The following is a 26711-nucleotide window of genomic DNA, read 5'->3' on the forward strand; positions in this document are numbered from 1 at the left end:
CCGCCCCGGCCGTGGCGCGGTGGAACAGCCGGGGCGGGCTCCGGGGGCGGCGTCCAGGACCCGCCCTCTGGCGCCGCTTCGGGGCGGAGCCGTATCAGAGTTCCACCTTCATCGGCTCCTCGCTGGGCTCGGGCATGCCGTAGTCGGGCTCCAGCGAGATCCCGATCTGCTCGCTGGAACCCAGCTCCTTGGACATACCGCTGAGCATCCCCTCCGACTGCTCCTCCAGCATTCCCCCGGAACGCATGCCGCCGTCGCTGACCAGCCACATCTGGTAGGCCATCCCGTCGGGTGCTTCGGGCAGGCCCTCGACCACGATCATCACGGAGTCCTTCTGCTCGGAGGCGAAGACGGTCGCCCGCGCGTCGCTGCGCGCGACCGAAGCCTCCTTCATCCTGGCGTCGGAGGCCATGAGCAGTGCCTCGACCTCGGCGGTGTTCGTGCGCATCTCCTCCATGCGCTGGCTCATCGCCAGGTTCAGCCGCCCATGGCGACGGCCAGGAGCAGACATGCCGCCGCGACGAGCCAAGGCAGCACCCGGTGGCGCCGGGACAGTGAGGTGACCGTGGCCGGTCCCCGGGACGGCGCCTTCTCAGCGGTCTCCGGCGGCAGTTGCCGGACATTCGGAACGGACGAGCGCAGATTCCGCCAGACGTGTTCGCCCGGGGGGTGGGCCTCGGCGTAGGCCAGCCGCACCGCTGTCGCGCGGAACTCCGCCAGGTCGCGGTGGCAGTCCTCGCACTCGGCCAGATGCTCTTCGGCCCGGGCCTGCTCCTCGGTGGTCAGCGCGTTGACCGCATAGCCGGCGGTCAGCCCGTGGACCTCGTTGTCCGTGCTCATATGCCCACCCCCAGGCAGTCCCGCAGCTTGACCAGACCGTCCCGCAGTCGGCCCTTCACGGTGGTCAACGGAACCCGCAGCAGTTCAGCGGCCTCGCGCTGGGTATAGCCGGTGTAGTAGGTCAGCCGGACGACCTCGCTTTGCATCTCGGTGAGCCGCCGCAGGCAGCGCCGCACCTTCTCCCGCTCCAACCGATGCTCGACCTGGTCGGGCACATCATCGGCGGGGGATGCCTCGGGAACCAACTGGCCGACCCGCTCCATGCGGCTGGTCGCCGCCTGCTCGGAGCGGACCCGGTCGACCGCTCGGCGGTGTGCGACGGTGAGGACCCAGGAGCGCACCCCGCCGCGTTCCGCGTCGAAGCGCGCGGCCAGCCGCCAGATCTCCGTGAAAACCTCCTGGGTCACTTCCTCGGCCTGGGCCCGGTCCACGAGTATCCGCTGCGCCAGCCCGAACACCGGTCCGGAGAGCTCACGGTAGACGCTCTCGAAGGCGTCCAGGTCGCCAAGGGCGGTCCGGCGCAGCAGATCGCCCAGGTCGTCCGGCGGCCCATCCTCCCCGGTGATCCCGAACGGGAGGTCCGCTAATGGTGCCCGCTCCGCCTGTTCCACCGTCTCACCCCTGCCGCTGCGCTCTTGTCCATGTCCACTGTTTCATTCGGAGCCGCGAAGCGGAGGGCGACACCGGTGCCGGAATTCTTTCCGCGAGGCCAGGAGTTACCGATTCGTGATGCGTGGGAGGTCGCCCCGGCGGGTGCGGTACCGAAACAGGGGTGTGTCAGAGCAGCAGAGCATGTCGAGGAAGAACGCGGCGGGCGGCCCGCGACCCCGCCCGGTGACCGCCGCCCTGTGCGGGGTCGTCGCAGCGGGCGCGGGTCTGGCCGTCGCCGAGGTCGCCGGGGCGCTGACCAAACCGGAGGCGACACCCCTGCTCGCCGTCGGGGCCACGGTCATTGATCTGGTCCCGCGGCCGTTGAAGGAACTGGCGATCACGCTCTTCGGCACGGCCGACAAGGCGGTGCTGCTGGCGGGGATGGCCGTGGTTCTGGCCGCCTTCGCGGGGGCCACCGGTGTCATGGCGCGGAGCCGGCGCCCGCTCGGGGACGCCGGGATCGCGCTGTTCGGGACCATCGGTGCCGTCGCGGCACTCACCAGGCCCGAGGGCGGCCCTTTGGACGTGCTGCCCTCCGTCCTCGGAGCGGGAGCAGCGATCGCGGTGCTGCGCCTCCTGCTGAGAGTGGCGCCGGGGACACCGGGACCGGCCGGCGCCGCTTCCGACCCCGACACCGGCGGCCGGACCGAGGAGGCCGAAACTCCCGCGCCCGGCGAATTCGACCGGCGGCGGTTCGTTCTGCTGGCGAGCTCCGCCGCCGCGCTCTCCGCCGCCGGCGGCCTGGGCGCGCGCTGGTACGCCTCGTCCCGGCTGGAGGTCGCCCGGGCGAACAATGCGGTGCGCCTTCCCCGGCCGGCGTCCCCTGCGGCCCCGTTGCCGGACGAGGCCGAACTCGACGTGGCCGGCCTGGATCCGTTCTTCACCCCGAACGACGACTTCTACCGGATCGACACCGCTCTCTCGGTGCCGCAGATCGACGCCACGACCTGGCGGCTGCGGATCCACGGCCGCGGGATCACCGAACGCGAGTACACCTTCGACGACCTGCTGAACCGGTCCGATCTCATGGAGCGCGACATCACGCTGGCGTGCGTGTCGAACCCGGTGGGCGGCTCCTATATCGGCAACGCGCGCTGGATCGGTGTTCCACTGGCGGCGCTGCTACAGGAGGCGGGCGTCCGCCCGCCCGGCGACGGCGGCCCGGCCGACCAGCTCGTTTCGCGCTCCCATGACGGCATGAGCATCGGCACACCCGTGGCCGACGTTATGGACGGCCGGGACGCGATGCTCGCGCTCGGTATGAACGGGCGGCCGCTTCCCGGCAGGCACGGTTTCCCGGTGCGCATGGTCGTTCCCGGCCTCTACGGCTACGTGTCGGCGTGCAAGTGGCTGGTGGAGCTCGAACTGACCACGTTCGACGCCTTCGACGCCTACTGGGTCCCCCGGGGATGGGCGGAGCAGGCCCCGATCAAACCCCAGTCGCGCATCGATACCCCCCACGAGGGGGGCACGGTCGAGGCCGGGACGGTTCCGGTGGCCGGAGTGGCCTGGGCGCAGCACGTCGGGGTGCAGGCGGTCGAGCTCCGGGTGGACGACGGCCCCTGGCAGGAGGCCCGCCTCGCGGCCGAGGACACGGCCGACACCTGGCGGCAGTGGGTGTTCGAATGGGAGGCCGAACCAGGCGAGCACCGACTGACCGTCCGAACGACCGACCGCGACGGGCAGACCCAGACCGCGCGCGCCTCGAACCCCGCGCCCGACGGGGCGACGGGCCAGCACGCGGTCGACGTGACGGTCGCGGGCCGATGAGCGTCGCAGGACGCTCCCGAGACGCCGCACGGAGCCTCTCCGTGCGGAGGTGGTGGACGCCGCCGCGTACCCACCGCATCTGCAAGTCCGAGGAACACCGGAAGAGGAGGAGTGACGGATGTCCGCTGAGACGCTGAACCTGCTGCGCCGCCTGGCCGTCGCCGGGAGTGCGGCCGTGCTCATCGCGCTGCCCCTGGCCGCCTGCGACAACGAAACGGGGGGCGAGGAGGTCCAAACCGAGGAGGACGCAGAAACGAACGACGACTCCATGGACGAGATGGAGGACGACGGTTCCATGGACGGCATGGAGGAAGGCGACGAGTCCATGGAGGACGGCGAGGAGGAGACGGAGGGCGACGGGTAAACCGGGCGCCGCCCTCTCCACGCCGGAGGCGCGGGGGAAAGCGGGTCGCGGGGCCGCCGCGTCGGCCCCGCGTACCTTGAAGCGCCGGGGGCATCGGGCTCCTGTGTCTTCAAGCCTTGTAAGCTCGCTTCAACCAGCGCCATCGGGCGAGGAGGAAGGGGGCGGGCCGTGGCCGACGTCGAGGCGGTACCGGGCACGCAGGCGGCACTGCGCCGGGCGAACCAGCGGCGTGTCATCGAGGCACTGCGTTCCAGTGGGACCCTCACTCAGGCCGAGATCGCGCGCGCAACGGGGCTGTCCGCCGCGAGCATCTCCAATATCGTTCGCGACCTGCGTGAATGCGGGACCGTGTCCGTGCGCGAGACTTCGTCGAACGGCCGGCGTGCCCGCGGGGTCACACTGGTGCGGCCACCGGGCACGGTCATCGGGATCGATTTCGCGCCGACGCGGATCACGGCCGCGCTCGGCGACGGCCAGGGGACGGTGCTGGCCAGGGAGTCGATCGGTTACGATGTCGCCGCCGATCCGGAGCGCGGGGTGCGGCGCGCGGTGTGGCTCACCGAGACGCTGCTCGGCGGCGCGCGCACGGACCGCTCGATGGTCACGGCCATGGGCGTAGCGCTTCCAACGCCCATCGATGTCACGACCGGTGAGATCGGGAGCGTGTCCTGCTTCCCCCGTTGGTTCGGCTTCCGTCCCGCAGAAGCCCTCTCCGAGCGCCTCGGCCTGCCGGTGGTCGCCGAGAACGACGCGAACCTGTGCGCTTTGGAGGAGGCCCGGGCAGGTGGCGGACGTGGTCTGGAACATGTCATCTACCTGCGGCTCTCGCACGGTGTAGGGGCCGGGATCATCGTGGCCGGCCGGCTGCTGCGGGGAGCGGGCGGTACAGCGGGGGAGATCGGCCATATGGGGCTGGACGAGCGGGGGCAGGTGTGCCGGTGCGGCAACCGCGGCTGCCTGGAGACCATCGCGGGCGCCCCGTATCTGCTCGACATGCTGCCGCGGCACGACGACTCCGCCGGCCCGGCGACTCTCGCCGAGATGGTCGATGCCGCGGTCGCGTCGGATCCGGGGTCCCGGCGGATCATCGCCGAGGCCGGCTCGGCGCTGGGACGGGCGACCGCGCTCATCGCCAACCTCGTGAATCCGGAGCTGGTGATCATCGGCGGAGAGCTGGCGGGAGCCGGGGAGCTGCTGCTGGAGCCGATGCGGCGTTCGATGGAACTGGGAACGCTCGGTAGCGCGCTGTCCGATCTGAAGATCGTCCAAGGGGAGCTCGGGGAGGACGCGGCGCTATTGGGGGCGTTGCGCCTGGCCACGGCGTCGGTGGAGGAGTCGGCGCGGTAAAAGGCCGGGTAAAGATCCCCGCACGCCGCGGGAGCGCGCCCTCCGCCTTCCTCGCTGTGACCTGCAGACTTTTATTTCACGGCTTGAACCCAATGCTCGTAACGTTTCGGTTATGCATTCAAGGGTTGACGTCAATGTCACAGCGCGTTTGACTTCACGCGACCGATACACCGGCGTCATCCCGTATCCGCAGCGGCGCGCCAGCCGTCCGCGAGGCCGTCCGGTGGTCACCGACAGGAGGTCGAAGTCGTTGAATACGCGAAGTGGATTCGTGCACCGTACGGCGGTCAGCACCGCTGCGGCACTGGCACTGCTGGCCGCCGGGTGTGGTGCCACCACCGGCGGCGATGCCGGCGGTGAGGCAAGTGTCGAGGAGGGCTTCAACGTCGGTCTACTGCTCCCGGAGTCAAAGACCGCGCGTTACGAGAAGTTCGACAAGCCCTACTTCGAAGAGGCCCTCAAAGAGCTGTGCGAGAACTGCACGCTCTCCTACCAGAACGCCGACCAGGAGACCGCCAAGCAGCAGGCCCAAGCCGATGCCATGCTGACCGAGGGGATCGACGTGATGGTGCTGGACGCCGTCGACGCCGAATCCGCCGCCAGCATCGTCAGCAATGCCAAGAGCCAGGGCGTGCCCGTGGTCGCCTACGACCGCCTCGCCGAGGGCGGCGTCGACTACTACGTCTCCTTCGACAACAAGACCGTCGGCAAGACCCAGGGCGAGGCACTCCTCGAGGCGTTGGAAGAGGAGAACACGGTCAACGACGGCGAGGTCGTCGTGATCCACGGAGCGCCGACCGACCCCAACGCCGCCGACTTCAAGGCCGGCGTCATGGAGGTCCTCAAGGGCCACGTCGATATAGGTGCCGAGTACGACACCCCGGACTGGTCGCCGGACAAGGCCCAGGAACAGATGGAGGGCGCCATCACCTCCGTCGGAGCCGACGACATCGTCGGCGTCTACTCCGCCAACGACGGCATGGCCGCCGGAATCGTCGCCGGGCTGAAGAGCGCGGGTGTGGAGGACCTGCCCCCCATCACGGGTCAGGACGCCGAGATCGCGGGCATCCAGCGCATCATCTCCGGCGAGCAGTACATGACCGTGTACAAGGCGATCCGCCCGGAGGCCGAGGTCGCCGCCGGGATGGCGGTCGCCGCTGCCACGGGCGAGGAGTACAAGGGCGACGACGAAAAAGGGCTCACCGAGGTCGAGGACGGCAGCGGAGAGACCGTCAAGGCGGTGCTGCTGGAGCCGATCGCCGTCACGGAGGAGAACGTGGAGGACACGGTCGTCTCCGATGGCTTCTACAGCATCGAGGAGATCTGCACCGACCGCTACGCCAGCACCGACTTCTGCAAGACCGCCAACGGCGAGCAGTAACCCGCGCCAGCGGGGTGGGGCCGGCCCGGCCGGCCCCACCCCGGGAAAGCCACTGCGCGCCGACCCGCCTTACACGGCCGTACCACCCCGAGCCATCCCGCTGCGGGCGGAACCTGAGGAAAAGCACTGATGAGCAAACCGGTCCTGGAACTGTCCGGGATATCCAAAAGATTCGGCGCCGTCCAGGCGCTCAGCGAGGTGGACCTGCAGGTCGCCCCGGGGGAAGTCGTCGCCCTGCTGGGCGACAACGGTGCCGGGAAGTCCACCCTGGTGAAGGTCATCGCCGGGGTGAACCCGGCCGATAGCGGCACCATCAAATGGGAGAACCACCCGGTGACGATCTCCAAGCCGGGCGACGCCCAGCGTCTAGGGATCGCGACCATCTACCAGGACCTCGCGCTCTGTGACAACCTGGACATCGTCGCGAACCTGTTCCTGGGCTCGGAGCGGACGGTTCTCGGCACCCTCGACGAGCTGGAGATGGAGCGGCGCGCCCAGACGCTGCTCGACTCCCTGTCGGTGAAGATGCCCAGCCTGCGGGTCCCGGTGGCCTCTCTCTCCGGAGGACAGCGGCAGATCATCGCGATCGCCCGTTCGCTGCTGGGCGACCCCAAGGTCGTCATGCTGGACGAGCCCACGGCGGCGCTCGGCGTGGCCCAGACCGCGCAGGTGCTCGACCTGATCGAGCGGCTCCGGGACCAAGGGCTCGGCGTCGTGCTGATCAGCCACAACATGGCCGATGTGCGGGCGGTCGCCGATCGCGCGGCGGTCCTGCGGCTGGGACGCAACGCCGGGGACTTCCCCGTCCAGGAGACCAGCTACGAGGAGATCGTGGCGGCCATCACCGGTGCCGCGGACAACCCCGTCGCACGGCGATCCGGGCGCGTCTCCGTGTCCGGAACGGAGGAGGAGTGATGGCCCAGCAGACACCCGTTTCCCCCGGACACGACGCCGCGAACGCGCCCGCGCCGGATCCGCGGCTGATCGTCTCCGTCACCTCGCCCCGCGGCCTCGTCGAAGCCGGGATGCGCCGGATCCGCGGCGGTGAACTCGGGCCGATTCCGGTGATCGTCGGGCTCATCGTCATCTGCATCGTCTTCCAGTCCCTGCACGAGAGGTTCCTCTCGGCGCAGAACCTGTCCAACCTCACCGTGCAGATCGCCGCCGTCGGGCTGATGTCGACCGGTGTGATCATGGTGCTGCTGCTGGGCGAGATCGACCTGTCGATCGGCTCTGTAGCCGGCGTCTCCGCCGCGGTGCTGGCGGTCCTCGCCGTCCGGCAGGGCCTGCCGGAATGGTTCGCGATCGCGGCGGCTGTCGGCACCGGGCTGGTCATCGGCATCATCCACGGAACGATCTTCGCGAAGGTCGGCGTCCCGGCGTTCGTCGTCACCCTGGCCGGGTTGCTGGGCTGGCAGGGTGCGCAGCTCTACCTGCTCGGTGACGCCGGCACGATCAACGTCAGCGACAGCGGTGCGATCGCCTACCTGACCCAGACCTACTTCGTTCCCGTGGTCGGCTGGGGCATCGCCGCGGTCGCCATCGGGGTATACCTCGCCACCACTCTCGTAGGGGAGCAGCGGCGCGCCGCCGCCGGGTTGTCGGCGAAGCCCGGGGCGAGGTCCTCTTCCGCACCGCTCTGCTGGCGGTTCCCGTCTTCGCGGCGGTCGCGGTCCTGAACCAGTTCAAGGGGGTGCCCCTGGCATTCCTGATCTTCGTCGGATTCGTTGTGGCCTTCGACCTCATGCTGCGCAAGACCCGCTACGGGCGGATGGTGTACGCGGTGGGCGGCAGTGCCGAAGGGGCGCGCCGGGCCGGCATCAACGTCGACCTCATCCGGATATCGGTGTTCGGCCTGGCTTCGATGCTGGCCGCCGCCGGCGGTGTCCTCATGGTCTCGCGCTCCTTCTCCGCCAGTTTGGACACGGCCGCCGGCGAGGAGCTGATGATGGCGATCGCTGCCGCGGTGATCGGCGGCACCAGCCTCTTCGGCGGTCGCGGCAACGCCTACTCGGCGCTGCTGGGCGGACTCGTCCTGGGCGCGATCACCTCGGGCCTGTACCTGATCCAGATGGACTCCTCGGTCCGGTTCATGATCACGGCCATGGTGCTGCTGATCGCCGTCACCCTGGACGCGATGTCCCGGCGCAGCCGCAAGACGCACGCCCGAGGTTGACCGTCCCCCCGAACCCGGCCGCGCCGCCGAACACTCCCACTCCCCGGTGCGCGCGACCGGAACCGAGGCGCCCCCGGAGACCCTCCCCTCCGGGGGCGCCTTCGCGTGCGCTGTGCGCTCCGGTCCGGTGCGGCGAGGAGGCCCGCGGTACCCCGCGGCGCCGCTTCCCTTCTCTAGTACCTCTCTAATGGCGTACCAACGTTGTTCAGATGTTCGCGCGCCATCATCGCTGGTGGACCGGCCCTTCTGTCTCGGGGGAGTGTTGACCGATGGGAATTCAGAGCCGACCGCACGAGACCGGTGTCGGCGACGTGATCGCGCTGGGTCCGCCGGATCGCGGCGAGTCCGAGGTGGAACCGCGGGCCCCGGAGAGCACGGCGCCGGACGCTGGAAAGGTGGCGATAACCGAGGTGACCGCCTCCGCGCCCCCTGGCACTGGCGGATCCCCGGCCTGGTGGAGGCCGTATCGACGGGGTGACCGCAGAGGCGTGCCCCGTTCCGGGGGACCGGTGGACCCCTGGAGGAAAAGCATCCGGTCCTCCTACCTCTTAATCCCTACTGGGTTAGGGGAGATATACGCTGCCGATCCATGCCGGATCTCTCGTTCTTCCTGATCGCCGGGCTCGCCGTACTGGCCGGAGCGGCGGTGCAAAGCAGTGTCGGCCTGGGGCTCGGACTCGTGGCCGCGCCGGTGATCTCCTTCCTGGAACCGGCACTCATGCCGGGCTCGATGCTCATCGCGACGATCGCGCTTCCGGCGCTCAGCATGGTCCGGGAATGGCGGCACATCGACTGGCACGGCCTGACCTGGGGCCTTCCGGGGCGTGTCCCCGGTTCGCTCGCCGGGGCGTGGGTGGTGGCCGTATTGGGTCCGGAGATGCTGGGGGCGGCCGTTGGGGTCATGGTGCTCATCGCCGTGGTCCTGTCCCTCTGGTCGGTGCGGGTGCGTATCACCCCGGGCTCTCTGATGGCGGCCGGGACGCTGTCGGGAGTCACCGGTACCGCGACATCGATCGGCGGACCGCCGATCGCCCTGCTCTACCAGCACGAACCCGCCCCCAAAATACGCGGCACGCTCGCCGGGTTCTTCCTGTTCGGCGCGGTGATCTCGCTCGGCGTGCTGGCCGCTGCCGGCCAGCTGTCCGCTGCCGAGGTCCAGGCGGGGCTGCTGTTCGTTCCGGTCGTCGTCGCGGGGTTCATGGCGGGGAGCCCGCTGCGCCGGATCGTCGACGTGGGCCGGATGCGCGTAGCCCTGGTCACCGTGGTGACGGTCTCCGGTCTGGCGTTGGTCGCCCGCTCGCTGCTCTGATCCGGGTAGGCTGCGAGTGCGATGTCGAGACCGACAAAGGACCAGCTGGCGGCCGCACACGGCGTGACGATCCCTGATGTCATCGCCCCAGGGCTCGATGTGCTCTTCTGCGGTATCAACCCCGGCCTGTACTCCGGCTACACCGGTCACCACTTCGCCCGGCCCGGGAACAGGTTCTGGCCCGCACTGCACCGCGCGGGTTTCACCCCGCGGCGGCTGGCCCCCTCGGAACAGCACCTGCTGCCGCGGTGGGGCCTCGGTATCACCAACCTGGTTCCCCGGGCCACAGCGGGCGCCGATGAGCTCACGGCGGACGAGCTGCGTGAGGGCGGCGAAGCCCTCACCCGCAGGGTGGCCGAGTTCCGCCCCGCTGTGCTGGCGGTGCTCGGTGTAACGGCCTACCGCCAGGCATTCGGCCGTCAGCGCGCCCGTATCGGCCCCCAGTCGGACGAGGTCGCCGGGATCCCGGTATGGGTGCTGCCCAACCCCAGCGGCCTGAACGCGCAGTGGAGCGCGGACGCCATCGCGGGCGAATTGGAACGGCTGCGGAACCGGAACTGGGAGCCGGTGATCGAAGACGGATAACGGGTAAGGCGTCCGCGCTATGGGTCACGTCCGAGATATGTTCGGGTAAACGCGCTTCATAGGACTCATAAACTCAGAGCTGGTCAGTGCGCGCCGTGCTGGGAGCAGGCCGGGGACGCGCACTCGGTTCGCACGCACGCTGGATGAGGGGAATGACGAGGGTGACGCTGCTCGAGTCGATGCACAGCCCGGACGACGTAAAGAAACTCTCCGCCGAGCAGATCCCACGGTTGGCGGGAGAGATCCGGGAATTCCTCGTCTCCGAGCTCTCGCGGACCGGTGGGCATGTGGGCCCCAATCTCGGTGTCGTCGAGCTGACCATCGCTTTGCACCGCGTCTTCGACTCGCCGCGCGAGCCGATCCTGTTCGACACCGGACACCAGTCATACGTGCACAAGATCCTCACCGGCCGGCACGACTTCTCCCGGCTGCGCAGCGAAGGCGGACTCTCCGGCTACCCCGCGCGCGCCGAGTCCGAGCACGACTTCATCGAGAACTCGCACGCCTCCACCGCGATCTCCTACGCCGACGGCCTGGCCAAGGCCAACGAGCTCCAGGGGCACGGCGACCGCGCGGTCGCCGCGGTCATCGGCGACGGCGCCCTCACCGGCGGCATGGCCTGGGAGGCGGTGAACAACATCGCCTTGGGTGAGAACCGCCGCGTCGTCATCGTCGTCAACGACAACGGCCGCTCCTACTCGCCGACCATGGGCGGCCTCGCCGACCACCTGGCCTCGTTGCGGCTGTCGCAGAGCTACGAGCACGCGCTCGACTTCGCCAAGACCACGCTCAACCGCACTCCCGTGGTCGGCCAGCCCCTCTACGACGCCCTGCACGGGCTGAAGAAGGGGATCAAGGACGCCATACAGCCCCAGATGATGTTCGAGGACCTGGGGCTGAAGTACCTGGGGCCGATCGACGGCCACGACACGCAGATGGTGGAGAAGGCGCTGCGGCGGGCGCGCGACTTCGGCGGGCCGGTGATCGTGCACTGCCTGACCCAGAAGGGCAAGGGGTACGCCCCGGCCGAGAACCACGAGGTGGACCAGTTCCACGCGACCGGTGTCTTCGACGCCGAGACCGGCGAGTCGGAGCCCAAGTCGGGCGGTGTGGAATGGACGAAGGTCTTCAGCGAGGAGATGGTCGCCCTCGGCGCCGAGCGCGAGGACCTCGTGGCCATCACCGCCGCCATGCTGCACCCCACCGGACTGGCCGCGTTCGCCGATGCCTACCCCGACCGCATCTACGACGTCGGCATCGCCGAGCAGCACGCCGCCACCTCCGCCACCGGTCTTGCGATGGGCGGGGTGCACCCCGTGGTCGCCGTGTACGCGACCTTTCTGAACCGGTGCTTCGACCAGGTGCTCATGGACGCCGCCCTGCACCGCCAAGGGGTCACCTTCTGCCTGGACCGCGCCGGGATCACCGGCACGGACGGCCCCAGCCACAACGGCATGTGGGACCTGTCCATCCTGCAGGTGGTGCCCGGGCTGCGGCTCGCCGTGCCGCGCGACGCCGTCCGGTTGCGCGAGGAGTTGCGCGAGGCCGTCGAGGTCGACGACGCCCCCACCGTGCTGCGCTACCCCAAGGGCGCTGCCGCCGCCGAGACCCCGGCGATCGGCCACATCGGCTCGATGGACGTGCTGCGCCGCGCCACACGGGGCGGCCACTCCGAGGACCTGCTGCTGGTCGCGGTCGGCGCGATGGCCGAGACCTGCTGCGAGGTCGCCGACCGCATGGCCGCCCAGGGCCTCGGGGTCACCGTCATCGACCCCCGCTGGGTCAAGCCCCTCGACGGCGCGCTCGTCGAGGAGGCGGCCCGCTACCGTGTTGTCGCCGTCGTCGAGGACAACGGCCGGGTGGGTGCCGTCGGCGACGCCGTGGCCCGCGCCCTGCGCGACGCCGAACTGGACATCCCCGTCCGCACCTACGGTGTCGAGCAGGAGTTCCTGGAGCACGGCAAGCGCGACGGCATCCTCGCCGAGATGGGACTGACTCCGCAAGACCTCGCCCGCAGGCTCACCGAGACCGTTTCCCGCCGCGCCGAGAAGTCCCTGGAGGACGAACCCGCCAATTGAGGCCGGATGCCACCGGGGCCGGTCCGTCCCCTCCCGGGGAGCGGCCGGCCCGCGCCCCGGCTTCTCGCCGGTACGGCGGGGCGGTGGTCAGGCCACAAGCGAGGCTGCGGCCAAGACCACCGTCACGGCGGCCAGGACGACGACCGCGCGGTTCAGCTCGGCCGGCAGCGGTCCACCGCGCGTCTGCACGGTTCCCCAGATCAGGACCACACCGGTCGTGAGCAGGGTGACGATCATCAGCGCGAGAAAGAGTTCCGACATCGGTCCCCCTTGGTCCGGTCCCGCGGAGAGTGAGGCGTCTGCCCCATCATCTCTTTTCCGATGCGTCGCGGGACAGCGGACCGCGGTGCGCGTGATGGGTGAGAATGGGAGTATGAGCTCTCTCACCCCCCTGCGCGTCGCGGTGATCGGATCCGGCCCCGCGGGAATCTACGCGGCCGACGCCCTCACCCGGCAGAACCGCGAGACGGTGGCCGTGGATGTGCTGGACCGGCTGCCCACCCCCTACGGGCTGGTGCGTTACGGTGTCGCGCCCGACCACACCAAGATCAAGGGAGTGGCCCGGACGCTGCGCGGCGTCTTGGAGCATCCGGGGGTGCGCTTCATCGGGGGAGTGGAGTTCGGTCGGCACATCGGCCGCGACGACCTGGCCCGCGCCTACGACGCCGTCATCTACGCCACCGGCGCCAGCGTCGACAGGCGGCTCGACGTCCCCGGAGAGGACCTGGCGGGCAGTGTCGCGGCCACCGACTTCGTGAACTGGTACTGCGGCCACCCCGACACCGAGGTGGAGCGCTTTCTACTGGACACGGAGGAGGTCGCGGTCGTCGGTGCCGGAAACGTCGCGCTGGACGTCACACGCATCCTCGCCAAGAGCGCGGAGGAACTGAGCGCCACCGACATCCCGCAGCCGATGCTGGACGTCCTCGCGGCCAGCAAGATCCGCCGGATCCATCTGCTGGCCCGCAGGGGCCCGCTCCAGGCCAAGTTCACCGCGCCCGAGCTCAAGGATCTCGGTGCGCTGGACAACGCCGATGTCGTCGTGCGTCCCGAGCAGGTCGACATCGACCCCAACAGCGAGGCGATGCTGGGGGCCGCCCGCGCAGCGCGGACCAACCTGAGGATCCTCAGGGAATGGGCGGAGCGGCCCTTTGAAGGCAAACCGCGCCGCATCGACCTGCGGTTCTGGACGCGGCCGGTCGCCATCCTGGGCGAGGACCGCGTCACGGGGCTACGCGTCGAGAACACCACGCTCGACACCGAGGGGCGCCTGGTGGGCACTGGTGAACACGAGACGCTCGACGTCGGGATGGTGTTCCGCTCCATCGGCTACATGGGCGTCCCGCTGGCCGGTGTCCCGTTCGACGGGACCGCGCGGACCGTCCCCCACACCGGTGGCCGGGTACTGGGCTCCGGCGGGAACGTGCTTCCCGGCCAGTACGCGGCCGGCTGGATCAAGCGCGGAGCCACGGGGGTGATCGGCACGAACAAGTCCGACGCCGCGGCCACGGTGCGCGCCCTGCTCGACGACGCGCCGGAGCTGAGGGCCGCGCGAGGCGGGGCCGAGCCGGAGCCCGTGGAGCAGGTTCTCCAAGGCTCCGGTGCCATCGTCAGCGACTACGCGGACTGGCTGGCCATCGACGCGGCCGAGGCCGACCGCGCCGCGGCGCTGGGCCGGGGCGAGCGGGTGAAGCTGCTCGGCTGGGACGAGTTCTACGACGCCATGGGGGCGCTCCGCGCGAACGGCTGACCTCGGGACTCAGGGCCGGCGGCAGCCGCCGCGCAGGCCGCGCAGCTCAGCGCACCAGCGACGGAGCCGCGCCGTAGGTGTTGCAGCTCTCCAGGGAGTCCTGCGAGCGCCCCTGGTCGAACCAGTGCTGGCGGTTGCGGGCGCTGCCATGGGTGGGCAGGTCGTTCCCTCCGTTCAGAAACCGGTTGATCTCGTTGAGCTCACCGGTGTCGAAGACGCCGATCCCCTGCATCGCCATGCCGCCCAGGCATTCGGCCTGCAACTCGGTGCGGCGGAGGGCCTCCAGCGCTTCCAGCTCCGACGAGGCGTCGACCTCCATCTCGGCCGCCTTGTCCAGAATGCCGGAGGCCTGCTGGACGTGGTGCCCGTACTCGTGCCCCAGCAGAGCGGACCAGACGCCCTCCTGCCGGTCGTCCGGGATGTTCTCGGCGAGCTCGGTGACGTTGGGCAGCACCACAGTAATGCTGAGCTTCTCCCCCTCGTAGTAGGCCAGGGTCACGCCCTCCTGGATGCCGGTGTCGGGGTTCTGCTCGGTGACGTGGAACGAGGGGGTGTCCGTGCGCAGGCCGAGATCCTCCAGGTGCGGCTGCCAGAACTCGTCCAGGCAGAGCCCGATCTCCTGGCTGAAGGCCTCCCAGGAGTCGGCCGAGGACGTGTCGAGGTCGGGGAGGTCGCAGCTGCCCGTCGACGGTGCCGACATCTCGTAGAGCGGGTGCTCCTCGAGGTCGAGGTCGAGCGGGGACGGCGGCCGGTCCAGCCGCGAGTCGAAGTGCGTCGACGGATCCTCGGCCGTGGCCGCGGGCTCGGCCGAGCCCGCGGAGTTCATGAGCAGGGCGAAACTGATCAGCAGAGCGACCAGAGCGGCGAGCATCGAGCCGCCCACGGATCCCCAGACCGCGGTGGGCGAACGCCGCCTCGGTGGGGGCGGGGGCGGGAACGGATGGCCGTGCGGCGGGATCCGGGCATAGGGGGCGGGGCCACCGGTGTGCTGCGCAGGGGGCGCCAGACCGTGCGGTGCGGTTCCGGGGGGCCGACCTCGGGGAGGGCCGGGCATCTGCTGCTCACCGCCAGGGGTGGTGTCCAAGGGGCGATCCTTCTGTTGTACTCCGCGGGGGTAAGCGTGAGGATCAACCTATTCGGACATGTGGCGGGAAGGTAGCGCGATGCCTCCACGCCCGTGGCCGGAATCAGACGTCAGGGGGCGCGATACGTCACACCCAGCCCCTCCAGGATGTCGCGGAGCTCCGCTTCGAAGAGCGGCTCCATGTCGTCCATGACCACCGAGAGGTGCTGGAAGACCTCCATACAGACCAGGCCGTAGAGGCGCACCCAGCAGGACATCATGACGTGCAGCGCACCGTTGGAGGCGTTGTCGGTGGTGAACCCGGTCCTTTCGGCGAACGCCTCCAGCTGGCGGCGGAGAGCGGGGGAGATCCCGTCCTCATCGGGAGGGGTGAAGCGCCGTTCCTCCAGCAACCGGTCGAAGAGGGCGAAGAACGTCGCGGCGAAGCGCCGGCCGGCCTCGATAGCGGGGCTGCCGCGCGGCCGGTCGTACTGCGGGCCGAACAGCAGGGCGAACTCCGCGCGGTTGGCCAGCGCCCAGGTGCGGAAGGCGCGCAGCGCCGCGTGCAGGCGGCCGTCGACGTCGTCGGGCGGAAGCGACTCCTCGGCGCTGCCGACCGCCTCGGCGAGTTCGTTGTAGAAGTCGGCCTTGAGCGAGACCACCAGGTCGTCGAGGCTGGCGAAGTAACGGTAGAGACCGGGGGCCGTCATTCCCATCTCGCGGGCGATGGCGCGCAGCGAAACACCGCTCGCTCCGTGCTCGCTCAGATTCCGGCGCGCGATCCCCTTGATCTCGCGGAGTGTGGCCTCGCGGACACGCTCACGCCGGGACGGAGCCGTGCCCGCTGGCGCCTCCCCGCTGAGCCGCACCGATGCTCCCTGTTTCGCCACGGGTCTTCCTTATTGCGCTTGTCGCTGGAACGGATATGCCCCGCATCGCGCTGACAGCGACAGAAGCGCGGTCCAGCGAGTTGTGCAGTGCCAGCGCCGGTACCGGTCGGCCTGTGCGCACCGGCCCGACTCTATCCGCCCAACGCTAACAGCAGGCGAAGGGCGATTTCCGCCGGCGGAACCGGGCGGGCGTGCTGCCCGATGCCGGGACCCGGCCTCATTCCAGGCCGAGCCGGGCGGCAGCCGCGTCCCATGCCGTCCGGTCCCCGCTCGGGCTGTGATGCCGCAGTTCCTGGGTGTCGTGGACTAGCCGGCGCAGGCCGGCGAGATCCGCCGCGGCGCCGTGGGCGCGCGCCTGGACGATGATGTTGCCGATGGCGGTGGCCTCCACCGGGCCGGCGACCACGGGAAGGCCGAGGGCATCGGCGGTCCACTGGCACAGCAGCTCGTTGCGGGCACCCCCGCCCACTAGGTGCACGACCTCGATGTCCCGACCGGCCAGCGCAGCGGCGCGGCGCAGGGTGGCGCGGTGGGCCAGAGCCAGGCTCTCCAGCACGCAGCGCAGCAGTTCCCCGCGACCATCGGGCGCCGGCTGCCCGGTCTCCCGGCAGTACCCGGCGATCCGGGAGGGGATGTCTCCGGGAGACAGGAACCGGGAGTCGCCGGCGTCGATCAGCGAGGCGAACGGCGCGGCGCGGGCGGCGTCGGCGAGCAGCGCGGGGAGCGCGTCGTCGCGCAGGTCCCAGGCGCGCAGGCTCTCCTGGACCAGCCACAGGCCCATGATGTTGCGCAGGAAGCGGTTCGTACCGTCGATCCCGAGCTCGTTGGTGAAGCGTGCGGCGCGTGCGGCGCCGGTGGTGATGGGGCCGGGCAGCTCCAGCCCGGCCAGGGACCAGGTGCCGCAGGAGATGTAGCCGAACCGCCCGGTGAGCGCGGGCACGGCGGCGACGGCCGAAGCGGTGTCGTGTGAGGCGACGGCCGTTACCTCGGTGTCGGCCAGCCCGGTTTCCTCCGCGGCGTCGGGAAGGAGGGGGCCGATCCGTTGTCCGGGATGCCGCAATGCGGGCAGCAGCGAAAGGGGGATGCCGGCGGCCTCGGCCAGGGAAGCGGACCAGCGGCGAGTGCGGACGTCGAGGAGGCCGGTCGTGGAGGCGTTGGTGACCTCCGCGCCCCGCTGGCCGGTGAGCCAGTAGGCGAGCAGGTCGGGGATGAGGAGCAGGGTGGCGGCGGCGTCCAGTTGCGGGCCGCCCCGGGCGGCGGCGAGCTGGAAGAGCGTGTTGAACGGCAGGAACTGCAGCCCGTTCGCCGCGTACAGGGCCTGGGGGCCGAAAGCGTCGGTGACCGCGTGGGCCACGCCCTCGGTGCGGCCGTCGCGGTGGTGGTGGGGCAGACCGAGCAGGGCCCCGGTCGCGTCGAGCAGTCCGTAGTCGACCCCCCACGAGTCGACCCCGACCGAGACCGGGGCGTGCGCGGCGGCCGCCCGCAGGCCGTCGAGGACCTCCCGGTACAGTCCGGGAGCATTCCAGTGCAGGCCGCTCGGCAGCCGGACCGGGTGGTTGCCGAAGCGGTGGACCTCCGCCAGCCGCAGTTCGGCGCGGCCTACACGACCGGTGATGACGCGGCCGCTGGAGGCGCCGAGGTCGACGGCAGTGAAGGTGGCGGTGTGGGGCACGGAACGGCCTTTCTGCTTGCGGCCGCCGGTCCTGGGACCTCCTCCCGGCGCGGGAACGCCCGGGACCGGCGTGGCCTTTCGCCGTCCACACGTGCGGGGTTTCCGTGGCACAGGAGCGGCGTGATCGGGTTGGCTGGAATCAGGGGGTCCCCCACACCGGCCGCACCCTGTCTGCGTGCGGGGCCGGTGCCTCGTGGTGCCCGATTCCGTCGGTTCGCCGGTGAACCCGTGGGTCTCGGGGCGCGGGGCCGGGGGAGTCAGCGCAGGAACGCCGCCGCCACTCCCGCGTCGACGGGAATGTGCAGGCCGGTGGTGTGGCTGAGCTCCCCGCAGGTCAGGGCGTAGACAGCGTTGGCGACGTGTTCCGGGAGCACCTCGCGTTTGAGCAGGGTGCGCTGGGCGTAGAAGGCGCCCAGTTCCTCTTCGGGCACCCCGTAGAGGGCTGCGCGCTCGGCACCCCAGCCGCCGGCGAAGATGCCGGAACCGCGCACGACCCCGTCGGGGTTCACGCCGTTGACCCGGATCCCGTACTCGCCCAGCTCGGCGGCGAGCAGCCTGACCTGGTGGGCCTGGTCGGCTTTCGCCGCGCCGTAGGCGATGTTGTTCGGGCCGGCGAAGACGCCGTTCTTACTGGAGACGTACACGATGTCGCCGCCCATCCCCTGGTCGATCAGGATCCGGGCGGCCTCACGCGCGACCAGGAACGAGCCGCGCGCCATCACGCCGTGCTGCAGGTCCCAGTCCTCCTCCGTGGTCTCCAGCAGCGGTTTGGAGATCGACAGGCCCGCGTTGTTGACCACCAGGTCCACCCCGCCGAAGGCGAGCACGGCCGAGCGGAGGGCGGCCGATACCTCGGCGGGGTCGGTGACGTCCGCGGCGACCGGCACCGCCACATCGCCGCCGCCGAGTTCGCCGGCGACCGCGGCCGCCCGCTCGGCGTCCCTGTCGGCCACCACCACACAGGCTCCCTCGGCGGCGAGCCGGCGTGCGGTGTACCTGCCGATGCCCGATCCGCCACCGGTCACCAGGGCGACCCGGGCGGCCAGTGGTTTCGGTTCCGGCCTGCGGCGCAGCTTGGCCTCCTCCAGCGCCCAGTACTCGATGCGGAACTTCTCCGACTCCGGGATGGGCGCGTACTCCGAGAGCGTCTCCGCGCCGCGCATGACGTTGATCGCGTTGACGTAGAACTCGCCCGCCACGCGGGCCGTCTGCTTGTCCGCCCCGAAGGAGAACATGCCGACGCCGGGGACCAGCACGATGGCCGGATCGGCGCCCCGTATCGGAGGCGAGTCCGCCGCGGCGTGCCGCTCGTAGTAGCCGCGGTAGTCCTCGCGGTACCCGGCGTGCAGTTCCCGCAGCCGCGCCGCCGCCTCCTCCAGCGGGGCGTCCGGCGCCGTGTCGAGGACCAGGGGGCGCACCTTGGTGCGCAGGAAGTGGTCGGGGCAGGAGGTTCCCAGTGCGGCGAGGCGAGGGTGCTCGGCGCGCGAGACGAAGTCCAGCACCTCCCCGGAGTCGTTGTAGTGGCCCACCTGCGGCCGGTCGGTGGAGGCCAGACCGCGCGCAATGGGCAGCAGCGCGGCCGCGCGCTCATGCCGCTGCGCCTCGGGGAGTGCCGCGTGGCCGTCGATGACCTCTCCGAAAGGGTGTGGTCGCGCGGCGCCGCGCTCGGCGATGAACCGCTCGGCGGTACGGATGATCTCCAGCGAACTCGACTCGCACTCCTCGCTGGTCGCCCCCCACGCGGTGATGCCGTGCCCGCCCAGGACCACCCCGATCGCGCCCGGGTTCTCACGCTTGATCTCGGCGATGTCCAGGCCGAGCTGGAAACCGGGGCGCCGCCAGGGTACCCACGCCACCCGGTCGCCGAAGCATTCGGCGGTGAGCTTCTCGCCGCCGGCGGCGCAGGCCAGTGCGATCCCGGAGTCGGGGTGCAGGTGGTCGACGTGCGCGGCCTCGACCAGCCCGTGCATCGCCGTGTCGATGGACGGCGCTGCGCCGCCCTTGCCGTGCGCGCAGTAGTCGAACGCCGCGACCATCTCGTCCTCGCGGTTGACGCCCGGGTAGACCCCGGTGAGCGCCCGCAGCCGGTCCAGCCGCAGCACCGCCAGCCCGGACTCGCGCAGCGTCCCCAGGTCGCCGCCGGATCCCTTGACCCACATCAGCTCCACGGGGCCGCCTGTGACCGGGTCGGTGGCCTCGCCTTTCGCCGAGGCGTTGCCGCCGGCGTAGTTCGTGTTGCGCGGATCCGCCCCCAGCCGGTGCGAGCGTTCCAGCAGCGCCGCCACCTGGGGGCGGGTCGTCTGTTCGGTCATTCTGTCCTCTCCTGTCTCCGGTGCCGGTCGGTGCGTGCGCCGGTTCAGGCGCCCCACCCGGCCGGCTGCCCGCCGACCCGGTCGGCGGAGATCCTCTCCAGGTAGCCGGAGCGCTCGAACGCCCTCATCGGGTCGGGATCCAGGCCGAGGCCCGTGCGGAGGTCGGCGAGCAGGGGGCGGACGTCGGTGTTGTAGGCGTCCATCAGCACCGCGTTCGCGCCCAGCACGTCTCCGGAGCGCTGGGCGGCGGACAGGGCGCCGGTGTCCACGAGCAGGGCTTTGGCCGTGGCCTCTTGGACGTTGAGCACCGAGCGGATCTGCCCGGGGATCTTGGGCTCGATGTTGTGGCACTGGTCGAGCATGAACGCGATCCCCGCACCCCGGTCCAGGCCCCCTCCGCGCACCACCTCGCGCATGATCCGGAACAGCTGGAAGGGGTCGGCGGCGCCCACCATGAGGTCGTCGTCGGCGTAGAAGCGGGAGTTGAAGTCGAAGCCGCCGAGCTTTCCCTCGCGGAGCAGGAACGCGACGATGAACTCGATGTTGGTGCCCGGAGCGTGGTGCCCGGTGTCCACCACGACCTGTGCCCTGGCGCCGAGCGTGCGGCAGTGGGCGTAGGCCGTCCCCCAGTCCGGAACGTCGGTGGTGTAGAACGCCGGCTCGAACAGCTTGTACTCCAGCAGCATGCGCTGGTTCCCGCTGAGCCGGGCGCGGACGGCCTCCAGTGCCTCGGCGAGCCTGTCCTGGCGGGCCGCGATGTCGTCCTGCCCGGGGTAGTTGGTGCCGTCGGCGAACCACAGCTTCAGGTCGCGCGAACCCGTGGCGTCCATGACGTCGACGCAGTGGAGCAGATGGTCCAGGGCCTTGCGGCGCACACGCGGCTCGGGGTTGGTGACGCTGCCCAGCCGGTAGTCGTCGTCCTGGAAGACATTGGCGTTGATCGTGCCGATCCGGATACCCAGCTCCTCGGCGCGGGCGGCGAGCACGCCGTAGTCGCCGACCTCGTCCCAGGGGATGTGCAGGGCAACGCTCGGGGCGATGCCGGTGTAGCGGTGCACCTGCGCGGCGTCGGCGAGCTTCTCCTCCGGGGTGCGCGGCACCCCGGGCTGGCCGAACACCTTGAACCGGGTTCCGCTGTTGCCGAACGCCCAGGACGGGAGTTCGATGGCCTGGTGCCGGAGCGCGGAGGCGACGGCGTCGGGGATGGACATGAGCGGGACTCCTTTGCCGGGTCGGATCGGGCGGCGGGGCGTCATTCCAGGTGGAAGAGTTCGGTCAGGGGAGCCATGCCCTCGTCCGGCCGCCCGTCGAGTTCCTCGAAGAAGGGGGCCATCTCGGCCTGCCACCGGGCGTTGACGTCGGTACGCGCCATCGCCGCCTTCGCCGCGGCGAAGTCCTGCGTCTCCAGGTAGCCGACGAGCAGTCCGTCGTCGCGGCAGAACAGCGAGTAGTTGCGCCACCCGGCTTCTCGCAGGGCCGCCAGCATCTCTGGCCACACGGCGGCGTGGCGCTCGCGGTACTCGGACAGCCGGTCCTGCCGCACCTTCAGCAGGAAACAGACGCGCTGCATGTCCCCTCCTCCCACGCGCACGGCCGATGGGGGCGGAGCCGCCCCGCGGGCCCCTCAGAAATCGAAGTCATCGACGTTGTCCTCGTTGAAGACCGTGGGCGGGCCGAGGACGATCTCGCCGTTCTCCCCGATCCGGTACTCACCGAGCTCTCCCGCCTCGAAGGTCTCCCCCTCGGCTCCGGTGATCCGCCCGGCAGCCAGCGCGGCGCCCGCGTAGCCGGCCAGGTAGCCCAGCTCACCGGGGTCCCACAGCGCGAACTCCTCGACGGTGCCGTCCTTCACGTACTCGCTCATCTGGTTCGGCTCGCCCAGACCGGTCAGCCCGACCTCGCCCTTGTAGTCCGAGCCGCTCAGGTAGCGGGCCGCGGCGGCGAGGCCCACGGTCGTGGGGGAGACGACGGCTTCGAGGTCGGGATGGCTCTGCAGCAGTCCCTGCATCTCGTCGAAGGACTTCTGGTCCTCGTCGTTGCCGTAGACGGTGTCGACCACCTCGATCCCGGAGTACTCGTCCTTCTCGAGTTCCGCCTCCATCAGCTCCAGCCAGGTGTTCTGGTTCGTGGCGTTGGGGGTGGCCGACAAGAACGCGATCTCGCCGTCCCCGCCGATCTGCTCGGCGACCATCTCGATCTGCGTCCGCGCAATGTCCTCGGCCGTGGCCTGGTTGATGAAGACATCGCGGCAGTCGGGGTCGGTATCGGAGTCGTAGCTGACGATCACCGCTCCCGCCTGCTTGGCCTGCCCGAGAGCGCTGCACACGGCGTTGGGGTCGTTGGCCGCGATGGCGATGACGTCGCTGCCCTGCTGGCTGAGCGTGTTGATGTAGCTGACCTGTGAGGACGCGGTGGCCTCGGAGGGGCCGACCTGTTTGAACTCGCCCCCGACCTCGGCCGCCGCCTCCTTACCGCCGTCGCCGGCGATGGTCATGTAGGGGTTGTTGAGCTGTTTCGGCAGGAACGCGATCTCCAGGCCCTCGGGTATCTCGGCGTTCGGGTCGGCCTCACCGGCCGGGCCGCCGGCACCGCTGTCGTCGGTGTCGCCGCGGGTGGTGCCACCGCAGGACGCTGAGGTCAGCACCAGCCCCGCGATGGCCGCGGTGGCCGCGCCGTATCTGATCAGGGTCGGCAGCATGGGAGGATCACCCCTTGTCGTGTGGGACGGAAGACGGGTGCGGGTTCCGGTAGAGAGGCGGCGCGGGCCGCCGCATTCGCGCGACGGCGTTCGGGAGCACCACGGAGAGGACGAGCAGCAGCCCGGTGACGATGTTCAGTACGTCGGAGGAGACATCGGCGAGCTGGAGCGCATTGCGGATCGTGCCCAGCAGCAGCACGCCGCCGATGACCCCGGGCAGCGTGCCCCTGCCGCCGAAGATCGACACTCCGCCGAGGAGGACGGCGGCGACCACCGACAGTTCGAGCCCGAAGGCGTTGTCGGCCCGCGCGCTGCCGTACTGCAGCGTCCAGAACACTCCGGCCAGCGACGCCACGGTTCCTGAGGCCACGAAGAGCCACAACTTGGTGCGGCGCACGGGGATGCCGGAGAAGCGGGCCGCTTCGGCACTGCTGCCGAGGGCGTAGAGCGAGCGCCCGACCGGGGTGGCGTGCAGCAGCACACCGAACACCGCCGCGAGCGCGGCGATCAGCAGGGCGACCCAGGGAAGGGGGGTTCCCACCACGCGCTCGGTCGCCCCGGTGGTCCAGGAGATCGGGAAGTCGGCGACGGCCCGGTCGCCCAGGACCACGTAGGCCAGGCCCCGGTACAGCGCCAGGGTTCCGATGGTGACCGCCAGCGACGGCAGCCCGGCGAGTGTCACCAGCAGCCCGTTGACCGCGCCCAGCGCCGCGCCCAGCAGCAGGCACAGCGGACGATGGTCTCCAGGGGGACCCCCATGACCCACAACTGGCCCATGGCGGCGCTGGTCAGTCCCAGTGTGCTGGCGACGCTCAGGTCGATCTCGCCGGTGATGACGATCAGGGTCATGGGCAGCGCGATCAGCGCGACCGCCGCGACGTCCAGGATCAGGAACCCGCCGTTGCGCCCGGTGGCGAACCCCTCGACGAAGAGGGACGCGGCGAGGACCGACACGAGCAGCGCGCCGATGACGGACCCCCCTCGGCTGTTCAGCGCCGACCGGGGCGCTCGCCGCCGTCCTCGCGGGCGCCGCGCGGCGGCGGAGCCGCCGGCGGGTGGCGTGCGGACATCAGGCGCCACGGGATCCACCTCCTCGGAGCCGGCGGGCGGTACGCAGCGCCAGGAGCCGGTCCAGACCGATCGCGACCAGAATGAGCAGGCCCACGATCGCCTGCTGCCAGAAGGCGTCGACGCGCAGGACGGGCAGGGCGGCGCCGATCGTGGTGAGGAGCAGCGCCCCCAGGGCGGCGCCGTACACGGTGCCGCTGCCGCCGAAGATCGCCACACCGCCCACCACGGCGGCCGCGACGACCTCCAGTTCCAGCCCGGTGCCGACCGTGGCGTCGACGGTGCCGAACCGCGCCGCGTAGAGCACCCCCGCCAATCCGGCGAGCGAGCCGTTGACCACGAAGGGGATGAAGACGCGGCGGTCCACCGGTATGCCGGCGAGCCGGGCCGCGTGCGGATCGGATCCCACGGCGTAGAGTTCGCGCCCGCTGCGATAGGAGCTCAGGCACCAGCCGGCCGCCAGGACCACGGCGAGCGCGAGGAGCGCGGGCACCGGGAGTCCCAGCACCGTGGCGCGGCCGATCCCCAGGAACGCGGGCGGCATGTCCGCGGCGTTGATCTGTCGTCCGGAGGCCCACCAGTGGTCGATGCCGCGGAAGATGTAGAGCGTGCCCAGGGTGACCACCAGCGCCGGAACCCGTGTGGCCGCCACGAGCAGCCCATTGACCAGCCCGCACGCGGTACCCACCAGCACTCCGGCCAGCGCGGCCAGCGGTACCGGCAGGCCGGGGAACGACACGAACAGGACGCCCACGGCGAACGCCGACAGGCCCAGCACCGAGCCGACGGACAGGTCCACGTTGCGGGTGATGAGGACCATCGACTGGCCGACCGCGAGGATGGTCAGCAGGGTCGCGCCAAGCAGCAGGTCGCGGACGTTCTGCGCCATCAGGAAGCCGGGGTTGTACAGCGTGGTGACCGCGACCAGCAGCACAAGGGCGAGAAGGATGCCGAGCTCGCGCACCTGGCGGACCCGCCGGCCGGTGCGAGGCTTCCCGGAGCCGTCCCTCTGAACGGGTGCCTCGCCGACAGGGGCGCTCACCCGGACACCTCCATTGCGCGGGTCGTCGCGGCATGCATGACGGACTCCTCCGTCGCCTCTTCGCGGGAGAGTTCGGCGGTGATCCGCCCCTCGGACATGACCAGCACGCGGTCGGCCATGCCGAGTACCTCTGGCAGCTCGCTGGAGACCATGACGACGGCGATTCCCTGTCCGGCCAGGCGCGATAGCAGCCGGTGGACCTCGGCCTTGGTGCCCACGTCGATGCCGCGGGTGGGTTCGTCGACGATGAGCACACGCGGTTCGGTGGCCAGCCACTTGGCGAGCACGACCTTCTGCTGGTTGCCGCCGGAGAGCGTGGCGACCGGCTCCGTGAGCGAGCCGGCCTTGACCTGGAGGCGCTCGATCCAGAACCGGGCCGCCTGCTCTTCGGCGCGGCGGCGCAGCAGGCCGAAACGGCTCAGCGCCCAGCGGCGGGTAAGTGTCGCGTTGCGACCGGTCGAGAGCTCCATGACCAGGCCCTGGTTGCGGCGGTCCTCCGGTACCAGCGCGACACCGGCGGCCATGGCGGCGGCAGGGCGGCCCGGAGGCAGGAGCGAGCCGGCTATGCGCACTGTCCCGGAGTCGTAGCGGTCGACGCCGAAGAGAGCCCGGACCACTTCGCTGCGCCCGGCCCCCACCAGGCCGGCCAGTGCGACGATCTCTCCCACACGGACCCTGAACCCGACATCGGAGAAGACGCCGGCGCGGGTCAGCACCTCGACCTCGAGGACGGTCCGGCCCTTCTCGGTGTCCTCCTTCGGGAAGAGGGTGTCCACATCGCGTCCCACCATGCGGCGGACCACCGCGTCCATGCTCAGGTCCGATACGGGGTCGGTGGAGATGTGCCGGCCGTCGCGCATGACGGTGATCCGGTCGCACAGGGCGAACACCTCGTCGAAGCGGTGCGAGATGAACACGACCGCCGTGCCCCTGTCCCGCAGTGACCGCGCGATCGCGAACAGCCGGTCCACCTCGGTTCCGGACAGCGCCGCGGTCGGTTCGTCCATGACCAGTACCCGGGCGTCGAAGGACAGCGCTTTGGCGATCTCGACCAGTTGCTGGTCGGCGATCGACAGGCCGCGGGCGGGCCGGTCCGGTGCGATGCGCACACTGAGGCGGGCGAACAACCGGTCGCATTCGGCGTGCATGGCCGCGCGGTCGATGCGGCGGCCCCGCGCGAGCGGCTGCCGTCCCATGAAGATGTTCTCGGCCACGGAGAGGTCGGGAAAGAGGGTGGGTTCCTGGTGGATCACGGCGACGCCGGCCCGCTGGGCGTCCGCGGGGGCGGAGAAATACACGGGGGTTCCGGCGACCTCGATGTGCCCCGCGTCCGGACGGTGCACGCCCGCGACCGCTTTCACCAGAGTGGACTTGCCGGCTCCGTTCTCGCCGCACAGTGCGTGGACCTCGCCCGCGCACACGTCCAGGGACACGCCCTGGAGGGCGTGGACCGTGCCGAAGGATTTGGTCACCCCCACCAGAGACAGGAGCGGAGGCGGTTGGGGGTGAGCGGTCACGGCGCCCTCCTTCGAACGGAGAGCCGTCGTCGACGGCGTTTAAAAAACGTTTTAATCAACGGTGACGTTAGATGTCTCACTCGATTCCGTCAAGGGGGGCGAGGTCGTAAGGGGGCAGGAAGCCGGTTACTGGAATCCGCTCGCTGTGCACGGCCGTTGCTATACTTGGCTATTGACACGTTTTAATCGACGTGAACG

Annotated in this window: 24 protein-coding genes and 1 pseudogene; 10 read left to right on the forward strand and 15 right to left on the reverse strand. The window is 70.6% G+C overall.

Features of this window, described 5'->3' with window-relative positions; all coding sequences use genetic code 11:
• Positions 1-94: 94 nt before the first annotated feature.
• The 3 genes from VS93_RS32890 to sigK are packed head-to-tail and all read right to left on the reverse strand — an operon-like array spanning position 95 to position 1406.
• Entirely contained in the window at positions 95-469 is a 375-nt protein-coding gene (locus tag VS93_RS32890) for an anti-sigma factor (RefSeq protein WP_338022703.1), read from the reverse strand.
• An 8-nt stretch (positions 470-477) separates the two neighbouring features.
• Positions 478-840: a zf-HC2 domain-containing protein gene (locus tag VS93_RS32895; RefSeq protein ID WP_338022704.1), complete on the reverse strand. Its 363-nt coding sequence runs from the start codon at positions 838-840 to the stop codon at positions 478-480.
• A complete protein-coding gene (gene sigK / locus VS93_RS09195) occupies positions 837-1406 on the reverse strand; it encodes an ECF RNA polymerase sigma factor SigK (protein WP_201776585.1) in 570 nt (189 codons plus the stop codon). Before sigK ends, VS93_RS32895 begins: the two co-directional genes overlap by 4 nt.
• A 226-nt stretch (positions 1407-1632) precedes the next feature.
• Here sigK and VS93_RS09200 point away from each other — a divergent pair, with 226 nt between their 5' ends.
• From VS93_RS09200 to dxs, 9 genes and pseudogenes are all read left to right on the forward strand, one after another.
• On the forward strand, positions 1633-3261 hold the full coding sequence (locus VS93_RS09200; RefSeq protein ID WP_046469602.1) for a molybdopterin-dependent oxidoreductase: 1629 nt from the start codon (positions 1633-1635) through the stop codon (positions 3259-3261).
• A gap of 118 nt (positions 3262-3379) precedes the next feature.
• Positions 3380-3625 (forward strand): hypothetical protein, encoded by a 246-nt coding sequence (locus VS93_RS09205; RefSeq protein ID WP_046469556.1) that lies wholly within the window; start codon positions 3380-3382, stop codon positions 3623-3625.
• A 168-nt stretch (positions 3626-3793) separates the two neighbouring features.
• On the forward strand, positions 3794-4972 hold the full coding sequence (locus tag VS93_RS09210; RefSeq protein ID WP_046469557.1) for an ROK family transcriptional regulator: 1179 nt from the start codon (positions 3794-3796) through the stop codon (positions 4970-4972).
• A 271-nt stretch (positions 4973-5243) separates the two neighbouring features.
• Positions 5244-6353: a substrate-binding domain-containing protein gene (locus tag VS93_RS09215; RefSeq protein WP_236700434.1), complete on the forward strand. Its 1110-nt coding sequence runs from the start codon at positions 5244-5246 to the stop codon at positions 6351-6353.
• A gap of 129 nt (positions 6354-6482) precedes the next feature.
• Positions 6483-7268, forward strand: a complete 786-nt coding sequence (locus tag VS93_RS09220; protein ID WP_046469559.1) for an ATP-binding cassette domain-containing protein — start codon at positions 6483-6485, stop codon at positions 7266-7268.
• Positions 7268-8529, forward strand: a pseudogene (locus tag VS93_RS09225) (sugar ABC transporter permease). The gene VS93_RS09220 and the pseudogene VS93_RS09225 overlap by 1 nt, the downstream one beginning before the upstream one ends.
• Before the next feature lie 589 nt (positions 8530-9118).
• Positions 9119-9838 carry a sulfite exporter TauE/SafE family protein gene (locus tag VS93_RS09230; protein WP_046469560.1) on the forward strand — a complete coding sequence of 240 codons (720 nt, stop codon included), beginning with the start codon at positions 9119-9121 and terminating at the stop codon, positions 9836-9838.
• A 21-nt stretch (positions 9839-9859) separates the two neighbouring features.
• A complete protein-coding gene (gene mug, locus VS93_RS09235; RefSeq protein ID WP_046469561.1) occupies positions 9860-10423 on the forward strand; it encodes a G/U mismatch-specific DNA glycosylase in 564 nt (187 codons plus the stop codon).
• Positions 10424-10584: 161 nt separating this feature from the next.
• Positions 10585-12501: a 1-deoxy-D-xylulose-5-phosphate synthase gene (gene dxs / locus VS93_RS09240; RefSeq protein ID WP_046469603.1), complete on the forward strand. Its 1917-nt coding sequence runs from the start codon at positions 10585-10587 to the stop codon at positions 12499-12501.
• 87 nt (positions 12502-12588) lie between these two features.
• Here dxs and VS93_RS28985 read toward each other — a convergent pair whose 3' ends face one another.
• The gene (locus VS93_RS28985) at positions 12589-12762 is read right to left on the reverse strand and encodes a hypothetical protein (protein WP_156184744.1); all 174 of its coding nucleotides are present in this window, start codon (positions 12760-12762) and stop codon (positions 12589-12591) included.
• Between the two features lie 112 nt (positions 12763-12874).
• Here VS93_RS28985 and VS93_RS09245 point away from each other — a divergent pair, with 112 nt between their 5' ends.
• Entirely contained in the window at positions 12875-14251 is a 1377-nt protein-coding gene (locus VS93_RS09245) for an FAD-dependent oxidoreductase (protein ID WP_046469562.1), read from the forward strand.
• Positions 14252-14297: 46 nt separating this feature from the next.
• Here the strand turns inward: VS93_RS09245 and VS93_RS09250 are convergent, their stop codons facing one another.
• The 11 genes from VS93_RS09250 to VS93_RS09295 all read right to left on the reverse strand — a co-directional run bounded on the left by VS93_RS09250 (position 14298) and on the right by VS93_RS09295 (position 26513).
• A complete protein-coding gene (locus VS93_RS09250; protein ID WP_156184745.1) occupies positions 14298-15335 on the reverse strand; it encodes a neutral zinc metallopeptidase in 1038 nt (345 codons plus the stop codon).
• A 110-nt stretch (positions 15336-15445) separates the two neighbouring features.
• Positions 15446-16204, reverse strand: a complete 759-nt coding sequence (locus VS93_RS09255; protein ID WP_046469563.1) for a TetR/AcrR family transcriptional regulator — start codon at positions 16202-16204, stop codon at positions 15446-15448.
• A 217-nt stretch (positions 16205-16421) separates the two neighbouring features.
• Positions 16422-17876, reverse strand: coding sequence for a rhamnulokinase (locus VS93_RS09260; RefSeq protein ID WP_046469564.1), 1455 nt, complete (start codon positions 17874-17876; stop codon positions 16422-16424).
• Positions 17877-18133: 257 nt separating this feature from the next.
• Complete coding sequence (locus tag VS93_RS09265; RefSeq protein WP_046469565.1) at positions 18134-20188, reverse strand: bifunctional rhamnulose-1-phosphate aldolase/short-chain dehydrogenase; 2055 nt, start codon at positions 20186-20188, stop codon at positions 18134-18136.
• 44 nt (positions 20189-20232) lie between these two features.
• Positions 20233-21399, reverse strand: coding sequence for an L-rhamnose isomerase (rhaI, locus tag VS93_RS09270; protein ID WP_046469566.1), 1167 nt, complete (start codon positions 21397-21399; stop codon positions 20233-20235).
• Positions 21400-21440: 41 nt separating this feature from the next.
• Complete coding sequence (locus VS93_RS09275) at positions 21441-21758, reverse strand: L-rhamnose mutarotase (protein ID WP_046469567.1); 318 nt, start codon at positions 21756-21758, stop codon at positions 21441-21443.
• Between the two features lie 54 nt (positions 21759-21812).
• On the reverse strand, positions 21813-22886 hold the full coding sequence (gene rhaS, locus VS93_RS09280; protein ID WP_046469568.1) for a rhamnose ABC transporter substrate-binding protein: 1074 nt from the start codon (positions 22884-22886) through the stop codon (positions 21813-21815).
• Between the two features lie 7 nt (positions 22887-22893).
• Positions 22894-23652, reverse strand: coding sequence for an ABC transporter permease (locus VS93_RS09285; RefSeq protein ID WP_338022705.1), 759 nt, complete (start codon positions 23650-23652; stop codon positions 22894-22896).
• The gene (locus tag VS93_RS32900) at positions 23565-23966 is read right to left on the reverse strand and encodes a hypothetical protein (RefSeq protein WP_338022706.1); all 402 of its coding nucleotides are present in this window, start codon (positions 23964-23966) and stop codon (positions 23565-23567) included. Before VS93_RS32900 ends, VS93_RS09285 begins: the two co-directional genes overlap by 88 nt.
• Positions 23956-24996: an ABC transporter permease gene (locus tag VS93_RS09290; RefSeq protein WP_394298807.1), complete on the reverse strand. Its 1041-nt coding sequence runs from the start codon at positions 24994-24996 to the stop codon at positions 23956-23958. Before VS93_RS09290 ends, VS93_RS32900 begins: the two co-directional genes overlap by 11 nt.
• Positions 24993-26513: a sugar ABC transporter ATP-binding protein gene (locus VS93_RS09295; protein ID WP_236700435.1), complete on the reverse strand. Its 1521-nt coding sequence runs from the start codon at positions 26511-26513 to the stop codon at positions 24993-24995. Before VS93_RS09295 ends, VS93_RS09290 begins: the two co-directional genes overlap by 4 nt.
• Positions 26514-26711: the final 198 nt, after the last annotated feature.

The organism is Allosalinactinospora lopnorensis (assembly GCF_000981225.1).
Classification (GTDB): Bacteria; Actinomycetota; Actinomycetes; order Streptosporangiales; family Streptosporangiaceae; genus Allosalinactinospora; species Allosalinactinospora lopnorensis.

Coding starts and splice junctions, on each gene's coding strand:
- VS93_RS32890 (WP_338022703.1), bottom strand. CDS start 469: ATGAGCCAGCGCATGGAGGAGATGCGCACGAACACCGCCGAGGTCGAG.
- VS93_RS32895 (WP_338022704.1), bottom strand. CDS start 840: ATGAGCACGGACAACGAGGTCCACGGGCTGACCGCCGGCTATGCGGTC.
- VS93_RS09200 (WP_046469602.1), top strand. CDS start 1,633: ATGTCGAGGAAGAACGCGGCGGGCGGCCCGCGACCCCGCCCGGTGACC.
- VS93_RS09205 (WP_046469556.1), top strand. CDS start 3,380: ATGTCCGCTGAGACGCTGAACCTGCTGCGCCGCCTGGCCGTCGCCGGG.
- VS93_RS09220 (WP_046469559.1), top strand. CDS start 6,483: ATGAGCAAACCGGTCCTGGAACTGTCCGGGATATCCAAAAGATTCGGC.
- VS93_RS09230 (WP_046469560.1), top strand. CDS start 9,119: ATGCCGGATCTCTCGTTCTTCCTGATCGCCGGGCTCGCCGTACTGGCC.
- mug (WP_046469561.1), top strand. CDS start 9,860: ATGTCGAGACCGACAAAGGACCAGCTGGCGGCCGCACACGGCGTGACG.
- VS93_RS28985 (WP_156184744.1), bottom strand. CDS start 12,762: ATGTCGGAACTCTTTCTCGCGCTGATGATCGTCACCCTGCTCACGACC.
- VS93_RS09245 (WP_046469562.1), top strand. CDS start 12,875: ATGAGCTCTCTCACCCCCCTGCGCGTCGCGGTGATCGGATCCGGCCCC.
- VS93_RS09265 (WP_046469565.1), bottom strand. CDS start 20,188: ATGACCGAACAGACGACCCGCCCCCAGGTGGCGGCGCTGCTGGAACGC.
- rhaI (WP_046469566.1), bottom strand. CDS start 21,399: ATGTCCATCCCCGACGCCGTCGCCTCCGCGCTCCGGCACCAGGCCATC.
- VS93_RS09275 (WP_046469567.1), bottom strand. CDS start 21,758: ATGCAGCGCGTCTGTTTCCTGCTGAAGGTGCGGCAGGACCGGCTGTCC.
- rhaS (WP_046469568.1), bottom strand. CDS start 22,886: ATGCTGCCGACCCTGATCAGATACGGCGCGGCCACCGCGGCCATCGCG.